Annotated in this window: 11 protein-coding genes; 3 read left to right on the top strand and 8 right to left on the bottom strand. The window is 66.1% G+C overall.

The annotated features are described in order from the left end of the window. The 7 genes from AC6RA4_RS21005 to AC6RA4_RS20975 form a co-directional block, all read right to left on the bottom strand. Positions 1–270: radical SAM protein (locus AC6RA4_RS21005; protein ID WP_500163652.1), on the bottom strand; the 270-nt coding region annotated here is incomplete at its 3' end. 76 nt (positions 271–346) lie between these two features. After that, on the bottom strand, positions 347–619 hold the full coding sequence (gene pqqD / locus AC6RA4_RS21000) for a pyrroloquinoline quinone biosynthesis peptide chaperone PqqD (RefSeq protein ID WP_500163651.1): 273 nt from the start codon (positions 617–619) through the stop codon (positions 347–349). Beyond that, positions 619–1,368: a pyrroloquinoline-quinone synthase PqqC gene (gene pqqC / locus AC6RA4_RS20995; protein ID WP_500163650.1), complete on the bottom strand. Its 750-nt coding sequence runs from the start codon at positions 1,366–1,368 to the stop codon at positions 619–621. Before pqqC ends, pqqD begins: the two co-directional genes overlap by 1 nt. Further along, complete coding sequence (gene pqqB, locus AC6RA4_RS20990; RefSeq protein WP_500163648.1) at positions 1,365–2,261, bottom strand: pyrroloquinoline quinone biosynthesis protein PqqB; 897 nt, start codon at positions 2,259–2,261, stop codon at positions 1,365–1,367. The genes pqqC and pqqB overlap by 4 nt, the downstream gene beginning before the upstream one ends. A 23-nt stretch (positions 2,262–2,284) precedes the next feature. Then, positions 2,285–2,377, bottom strand: a complete 93-nt coding sequence (gene pqqA / locus AC6RA4_RS20985; protein WP_007802657.1) for a pyrroloquinoline quinone precursor peptide PqqA — start codon at positions 2,375–2,377, stop codon at positions 2,285–2,287. A 341-nt stretch (positions 2,378–2,718) separates the two neighbouring features. Continuing rightward, the gene (locus AC6RA4_RS20980) at positions 2,719–4,029 is read right to left on the bottom strand and encodes an aspartate aminotransferase family protein (protein ID WP_500163646.1); all 1,311 of its coding nucleotides are present in this window, start codon (positions 4,027–4,029) and stop codon (positions 2,719–2,721) included. After that, a complete protein-coding gene (locus AC6RA4_RS20975) occupies positions 4,026–5,027 on the bottom strand; it encodes a phosphotransferase enzyme family protein (RefSeq protein WP_500163644.1) in 1,002 nt (333 codons plus the stop codon). Before AC6RA4_RS20975 ends, AC6RA4_RS20980 begins: the two co-directional genes overlap by 4 nt. 190 nt (positions 5,028–5,217) lie before the next feature. Here AC6RA4_RS20975 and fabG point away from each other — a divergent pair, with 190 nt between their 5' ends. Then, entirely contained in the window at positions 5,218–5,997 is a 780-nt protein-coding gene (gene fabG / locus AC6RA4_RS20970) for a 3-oxoacyl-ACP reductase FabG (RefSeq protein WP_500163642.1), read from the top strand. After that, positions 5,997–6,665: a cysteine hydrolase family protein gene (locus tag AC6RA4_RS20965; RefSeq protein WP_500163640.1), complete on the top strand. Its 669-nt coding sequence runs from the start codon at positions 5,997–5,999 to the stop codon at positions 6,663–6,665. The genes fabG and AC6RA4_RS20965 overlap by 1 nt, the downstream gene beginning before the upstream one ends. Positions 6,666–6,686: 21 nt before the next feature. Here the strand turns inward: AC6RA4_RS20965 and AC6RA4_RS20960 are convergent, their stop codons facing one another. After that, positions 6,687–7,301 (bottom strand): hypothetical protein, encoded by a 615-nt coding sequence (locus AC6RA4_RS20960; RefSeq protein ID WP_500163639.1) that lies wholly within the window; start codon positions 7,299–7,301, stop codon positions 6,687–6,689. 159 nt (positions 7,302–7,460) lie between these two features. Between AC6RA4_RS20960 and AC6RA4_RS20955 the strand changes: the two genes are divergently transcribed. Then, positions 7,461–8,008, top strand: a 548-nt coding sequence (locus AC6RA4_RS20955; RefSeq protein WP_500163637.1) for an alcohol dehydrogenase catalytic domain-containing protein, incomplete at its 3' end; no start/stop codon positions are given.

The following is an 8,008-nucleotide window of genomic DNA, read 5'->3' as shown; positions in this document are numbered from 1 at the left end:
GGAGGTGATCAGGTTGGTGTAGAGCCCGGCCTCGCGGGCTGCCTGCACAAGCTCTTCGAGATCGCGCCTTGTCGCCGGCTCGCCGCCCGAGAGGTGGAGCTGAAGCACGCCGAGATCGGCAGCTTGGGCGAAGACGCTTTTCCACTCCTCGGTGGAGAGCTCGCTGTCCTGCCGCGCCATCTCGACGGGGTTCGAGCAGTAGGGGCAGGAGAGCGGACAGCGGTGGGTGAGTTCCGCCAGCATGGCGATGGGGGGGCGGGCTTTGGTCATGGCTGGTCCCGTTCACGGAGGGGCGGGCGTGGCCCGGCCTGCGGCCGGGCCCTGTTGTTCGAACAGAGCGGCGGCATCACGCCACCTCCAGGAACCGCCGCTCCCTCAGCGCGCCGAGGAATCCGGCGCTGTCCTTGGCGATCTGCTCCTGCGGAGCGCTGTATTTCGCCGCGAGTTCTGCGGTGATCTCGCCGAAGCTGCGGCTCCCGTCGACCTCGGACAGGATGGCGTGGCCAACCTGATCGAGGGTGATGGCGCGCTCGGGGGCCAAAAGGACCCATGTCTCGCGCACCCGGTCCCAGTGCAGACGCACGCCGCGGGGCAGGACAGGGATCTCGGAGCCTTGCATCAGGCCGCCTCGGCGCTCGCCAGACCCTCGCCCGGGCGCCACGCGCCGGGCGGGATGCGGGCCGGATCGACATAGGCGCCCCAGAGCGCATCGAGCTGCGACCAGAGCACGTCGGTCTTGAAGATCAGCGCCTTGGCGGCGGCGTCCTGCTTTTCCTGCGTGTCGGCGTGGTCGAGCACCCATTGCAGCCCGAAGGCCACGTCCTTGGGGGCTTCCTTCAGCCGGTTGCGGAAGTACGACAGCGACGAGTCGTCGGCGAAATCGTAGTTCTTCAGCAGCCCCTCGATGCGGTTGGCGTGGATCGCGGGCGCGAACAGCTCGGTCAGCGAGGCCGCCACCGCCTCAAGCAGGGTCTTGTCGCGCACGAAGCGCACATAAGCGTCGACGGCAAACTTCGTGGCCGGCAGAACGCCCTCGCAGGAGGCGACGTAATCGCGGTCGAGCCCCACCGCCTCGGCCAGCCGAAGCCAGCGGCGGATGCCGCCCTCGTTGGTCTCGGTGCCGTCGTGATCCTCGATGCGGCTCCGCCAGGCGCGGCGCAGGTCCGGATCTTCGACGCGCGACATGAAGGCGGCGTCCTTCATCGGGATCGAGTGCTGGTAGTAGTAGCGGTTGATCACCCAGGCGCGCACCTGGTCGGGGGTGCAATCGCCGCCATGCAGCTTGTGATGGAACGGGTGCAGGTCGTGATAGCGCTCGGCGCCGATCTGGCGCAGCCGCGCCTCGAATTCCGCCTGTGTCTGGGTCATGCCGTCACCTCCATTCCGTCCTGACCGATGATCCACCCCGCGTCCTGCGCCGCCCGGCACTCCTCCGAGCCGGGCCGCAACACGGGGTTGGTGTTGTTCATGTGCACAAAGACCTTGCGGCCGATCTCGAGCCCCGCGAAGGCGGCGATGGAGCCGTCCTCGCCGCTCATCGACATATGGCCCATGCGCTTGCCGGTCTTCTGCCCGAGGCCGGCGCGCACCATCTCGTCGTCGCGCCAGAGCGTGCCGTCGAAGAAGATCAGCGAGGCGCCGTGCAAGCGCTGGCGCAGCGCATCGTTCAGCAGGGCGCAGCCGGGAATGTAGAACACCGTCTCGGTCGCGGTTTTCAGCTCGACGCCCACGGTCTGCTCTCCGATGAGATCGGTCTCGACCGTCTCGCCCTCCATGTAGAGCGGCACCTTGCCGGGCACGGCGAAGAGCGTGGCGGTGAGGCCCGGAACGATCTCGGCCGGCGCCTCGAGCGCCACGTTGGCGCGGGTCACGACAGACGGGTTCAGGGCGGAGAAGATCGGGTTTTCGGCCAGCACCTCGTGGATGCCGGCGGTGGCGAAGAGCGTGAAGGGCTGCATTTCGCGCAATGTCAGAAGGCCGGCCACGTGGTCGATATCGCCATTGGTCAGCAGCACCGAGCGCAGCGGCATCTCGCGCAGCCCGGTCGGGTGCAGTTCGTGAGTGGCGGCCAGTTGCGCCCGGATGTCGGGCGAGGCGTTCAGGATAGCCCAGTTTTCACCGTCAGCCGAAACAACGAGGGAACTCTGGGTCTGTGAGGGAATTTCGCCGGCCCGTGCAAGCCGGCAGTTCTCGCATCCGCAGTTCCACTGGGGCAGACCGCCCCCGGCTGCGGCTCCGAGAATGCGCGCGCGGAATTGCATCACGTCCTCCCGCGCGCGACTGATCAGAACAGGACGCCGTCGTCGTGTTCCGGGCCGTACATGTTGATTTCCATGCCGCACTCGATTTCGCGGATAACGGGCTTGTTCCAGGCCATGAATCTCTCCTCCTCTTGGATTCCGGTGACTCGTTTCAACAGGGTCAGCTTGGCAAAGAGGGGGGCGGGCTGGCTATTCTTATCTTCTAAGAAGCGGTGAGACTTTGGTCGGTAACAGGGATGGAATTTGCGACGAATTGGTTGGTTTTCTTGAGGAAGGCGCCGCGCAGCGTCGGTCCGCGGGGCGGCGATCTGCTGTCTGAGCCTCTCGATTTATCGTTGCCACATCCGAAGGACCTCGACATTTCGCGCGTACGGCACCAAATCGCCGGCCCGGGCGGCGGACCGGCGATGCGCGGCGGCGCGTGCCGCGCCTTTATTCCGCGCGCGGAGCTTCGCGCTCAGCCCCTCACCGCCCCCGCAAAGGCCTCGATGAAGCGATCCGCCTCGGCCATGCTCAGGCAGAGCGGCGGGCGCACCTTCAGCGTTGCGCCATAGCGCCCGGCGGCGCCAATCAGCACGCCGGCGGCGCACATCCGGTCGATGATCTGCACCGTGTAGCCCGCATCCGGCGCGCCGGAGCCGTCCGCCGCGCCGAGATCGACGCCGAGGAAGAGCCCCGCGCCACGTACCTCCGTCACTCTGTCCGAGCCAGCGGCGACCTCGGAAAGCCCCGCCTTGAGATGCGCGCCGACGCTGCGGGCGTTCTCCTGCAGGCCTTCCTCGGCGATCACGTTCAGCACCGCGCGCCCGGCGGCAGCGGCCACCGGGTTGCCGCCGAAGGTGTTGAAATAGCCGACATCCTCGCAGAAGGCTGCGAGATGCTCGGGCCGCGCCGCCATGCCGGCCATCGGGAAGCCATTGCCCATCGGTTTGCCCATGGTGACGATGTCGGGCGCGATGCCGTGGCGCTCATAGCCCCAGAACGCGTCGCCGGTGCGGCCAAAGCCCGGCTGCACCTCGTCGGCGATGTAGAGCCCGCCCGCCTCCTGCACCGCCTGAACCGCCGGCAGCAGGAAGCCCGCCGGGTCGGCGAAGATGCCGTCGGAGGAGAAGATCGAATCCGCGAGGAAGGCGGCGGTGCCGTGGCCGCGCGCCTCGAGCGTCTCCATCGCCGCGACCACCGCCGCGTGGAAGCCGTGCGCGATGTCCTCGCCATAGGCGGCGGAGCCGGGGGCCGGAACGGTGACCACGTGGTCGGGCAGGGGGCTGCGCTTCAAAGCCGAGGGCGAGACTTCGGTCACCAGCGCGGTGTTGCCGTGATAGGCGGTCTCGGTGACGATGATGCCGTGCTTGCCGCTGACCGCGCGGGCGACACGCAGCGCGAGATCGTTGGCCTCGCTGCCCGAGCAGGTCATCACCACGTTCGACAGCTCGATATGCAGCTTGTCCTTCAGCGCTTCGAGATAATCGTCGACGATCTCCACCAGATACCGCGTGTTGGTGTTGAGCTTGGCGATCTGCGCGCTCACCGCGGCGACGACCGCCGGGTGGGAATGTCCGACCGAGGGCACGTTGTTGTAGAAATCAAGGTAGCGCGTGCCGTCGCGCGCCTCCATCCACGCGCCCTTGGCAGAGACCATCTCGATCGGGTCGCGGTAGAACAGCACCGAGGCGGCGCCAAGATTGTCGAGCCGGCGCGCCACCGCGCCCTCGCCGCCCTGTGAAGCGTCGAAGGCGTTCATGTCGAGGATCTGGCGAACCTGGCTCATCCGCCGTGCTCGGCAAGATAGGCCTCGGCCAACGCGACGGTGCCGAGCGTATAGGCGGCGTGGCCGGCCTCGGCGGCGGTCTCGGTCTCGGCGTGGCTGGCGATCCACGCGGTGAGAAGCAGGCGGCGGAACAGGATGAAGGTGGGGATCATCGCGACGTGCTCGTCATCCAGTGGAGCGACCGAGCGGTAGCCTTTCACCCACGCCTCCTGCAGCGCCGGGATGTAGGGCTCGGTCTCGAGGAAGGAGATCGCGGCGGCGAAATCGTAGACGTACCACGACAGCCCGCAATCGTCGAAATCGATCACACCCAGCCGGTCGCCATCCTCGAGCAGGTTGGCAAGCCGTAGATCGGCATGGACGAGGCCGAAACGGTCGGGCGTCTCGCCATAGGCGGCAAGTTTCGTCTCCAGCACCGCGCAGAGGCGGTCGAGCACTGCCTCCTGCTCCTGCGTCAGGCCGAGCGCCGCGCGCCAGTTGCCCCAGAGCGGCTCGGGGCCGAAGGCGCTCTGGAAGTTCCAGGTCTTGCGGGTGAAGCCCTCGGGCGGGGTCCAGTGGCGGGCGTGCTGGTGCAGCCGGGCCGAGATCGCGCCGAGGATCTCGAATCCGCTGGCGAGGCTCTCGCCGGCATCGGGCTCCTTGCCCGACATGAAGGAGAAGGCCACCACATGGCGGGTCTCGTCGCCATCCTGGAACGAGGCGATATGGCTGCCATTGGCGGCCAGCAGCGGTTCGGGCGTGTCGACCGCGCCGCTGTCGCGCAGGGCGTTGATCCAGGCGAGCTCGGATTCGATCTCGGCCTTGCTGTGATAGTTTGGACGATGCACCCGCAGGATGATCGGCGCGGCGCGCCCGGGATCGGTGGCGATGAAGGTGGCGTTCTCCGACAGCGTGAGCAGGCGGATGTCGCAATCCGCGCTCAGCCGCCATTCGGCCCGCAGCGACATTGCGCCTTGCCGCAGGCGCTCGACAAATCTCTCGTCGTAGAGTACGGCCATCGCCTTGCCCTTTTCTTTTGCAGTCCCACTCTGGCTAGGCCCAGATTCTTCGTCTTGCAACATTTTTACTTGTGCAGACGCAGAATGCGCGGGTTCACTCGGGACAGATGCACAAAAAGCGGCACCATGGCGCAGGGCCTGACCGGGCGCGTTCGCGCAACGTGGTGAACCATAGCAGGGAGAGACAGGAATGCTCACATCCATTGCCGGAAAATCGGTGATCGTCACCGGCGGATCGAAGGGGATCGGCAAGGGCATCGCCAAGGTGTTCGCCGCACAGGGCGCCAAGGTGATGATCGCGGCGCGCGGTGAAGAGGCGGCAAAGCTCGCGGTGGCCGAGATCGAGGCCGCGGGCGGCACCGCCGCCTATCACCTGACCGACGTGGCCGACTGGACCTCGGTGCAGGAGATGGTCGCCGCCACGGTGGGCGCCTTCGGCGGCGTCGACATCCTCTGCGCCAACGCTGGCATCTTCCCGCAGATGAAGATGGTCGACATGTCGCCCGACGACTGGGACCACGTCATGTCGGTGAATCTCAAGTCGAGCTTTCTTTGCGTGAAGGCCTGCATCCCGATCTTCGAGGCGGCGGGCAAGGGGCGCGTGGTGCTGACCTCGTCGATCACCGGGCCGGTGGCGGGCTTCCCGGGCTGGTCGCATTACGGCGCGTCGAAATCGGGCCAGCTTGGTTTCCTCAAGACTGCCGCGATGGAGCTCTCGCGCTACAACACCACGATCAACGCGGTGATGCCGGGCAACATCTATACCGAAGGCCTTCAGGGTCTGGGCGAGGACTATCTCAAGACCATGGCCGCCTCGATCCCGCTCAAGCGACTCGGCGATGTCGAGGATATCGGCAACGCGGCGCTGTTCTTCGCCTCCGACGAAGCGGGCTACATCACCGGCCAGCAGATCGTGGTGGACGGCGGGCAGATCCTGCCCGAAAGTCTCGAGGCAATCGAGGAGATCTGATGAGCTGGAAGACCGCCTGGCGCTCGTTCTACTACGAGACCGCCGAAGAGCCCGAGGATATCGTGCTGGAGGCGCCGAAGACGGCGCTTCTGGTGATCGACATCCAGAACACCTATCTCGAGCTGCCCGACGATCCGGCCGAGGCGCGTCGCTGGGCGCCGTTCTTCGAGCGCATGCACGAGACGGTGATCCCCAATACCGCCGCGCTTCAGGGCTGGGCGCGCGACAAAGGCATCGAGGTGATCCATGCCCGCATCGCCTGTCTGAAAGAGGACGGGCGCGACCGGTCGCTGAGCCAGAAGAAGCCGGGCTTCAACTACCTGCTGCTGCCGAAGGATCGCGAGGACAGCCAGATCGTCGACGCGGTCGGCCCGGTGGGCGACGAGATCGTGGTGACCAAGACCACCGACTCGGCGCTGACGGGGACCAATCTGCGCATGGTGCTGTCGAACATGGGCATCACCGATGTGATCGTCGCAGGGATCTTCACCGATCAGTGTATTTCGTCCTCGGTGCGGTCGCTGGCGGATGAGAGCTTTGGGGTCGTGGTGGTCGAGGATTGCTGCGCCGCCGCCACCATGGAGCTGCACGAGGCCGAGCTGCGGATCATCAACATGATCTATTGCCACGTGGTGAGCAGCGACGAGGTGAAGGGCTTTCTTGCCTGAACCAGACCCGGGGCAGGGGGCTCAGCCGCTCTGCCCCGCCTCCTGCAGCATCTGCGAGATGGCGTAGAGGCGCTTTTCCAGCAGCGTCGGCGTCTCGCAGAGATAGGTGATGGTCTTCTGCCGGTCGGTGAAGATGCGCTGATCCCAGTCGACCTGTTCCTCAAGCACATCGACGCGGTCGTAATCGGGCGCGGCCTGCGCCATCTGGCTGTCCATCTCGGCGCGGGCGCCGTCGATCTTTTCCGAGAGCGCGATCTGGCCGAGCGAGAACTCCCCGATGCCGTTGATGATGCGGGTGCGGCGGTGCGAGAGCCGGTCGAAGACGCGCTCGAATACCGCGCCCATCAGCGCCATGTCGCGGCCCTGATCCTCGGCAAAATCCGCCACCGCGCTGCGCGCCTCCTCTAGGTCCACCCGGCGCAGCGCCAGCGTCTCGGCGAGCTCGTCGACGGCGGCCTTGGTGGCGGGGGAAAGCGCCTCTTCGGAGAGTGGCGCGGGCCACATCAGCCCGATCGACAACCGCTCGACCTTGCGCTGGATACAGGGCCAGGTCGGATCCGAAAAATCCGCCGCATTCCCGGCAGTTGCACAGCATATGACCAGTGCAAATGCCGCATAGCATTTATGAGTGTACATCAGCTTTCCTCCCGCAACCGACTATGAAACAGGGTGGCTGCGAGGTCCATTCCGGGGAATACCCACCATTGGGTGTATTGTTCGGTATGCGATAGCGCACCCATACTCTGGGCAATCGCCGCAGAGCGTATTTGAATTGATAGTCAGGAGGGAGACTGCATGCGCACCCGTGCAGCCGTGGCTTTGGAAGCCGGCAAACCGTTGGAAATCATGGAAGTGAACCTCGATGGCCCGAAGGCCGGAGAAGTTCTCGTCGAGATCAAGGCCACTGGCCTGTGCCACACCGATGAATTCACCCGCTCGGGTGCCGACCCCGAGGGCCTGTTCCCCTCGATCCTCGGCCACGAGGGCGCGGGCGTGGTTCTGGAAGTGGGCGAGGGCGTCACCACGCTGAAGCCCGGCGATCACGTGATTCCGCTTTACACGCCCGAGTGCCGCGAGTGCCCGTCCTGCCTGTCGGGCAAGACCAACCTCTGCACCGCGATCCGCAACACGCAAGGCCAGGGCCTGATGCCCGATGGCACCACGCGCTTCTCGATGCTCGATGGCACGCCGATCTACCACTACATGGGCTGCTCGACCTTCGCCAACCACACGGTGATGCCCGAGATCGCGCTCGCCAAGGTGCGCGATGACGCGCCGTTCGACAAGATCTGCTACATCGGCTGCGGCGTCACCACCGGCATCGGCGCGGTGATCAACACCGC

The sequence above is a fragment of the Salipiger sp. genome (assembly GCF_059781815.1).
Note: the sequence above shows the minus strand (reverse complement) of the source record. Positions and strands in the feature narration are given on the sequence as shown.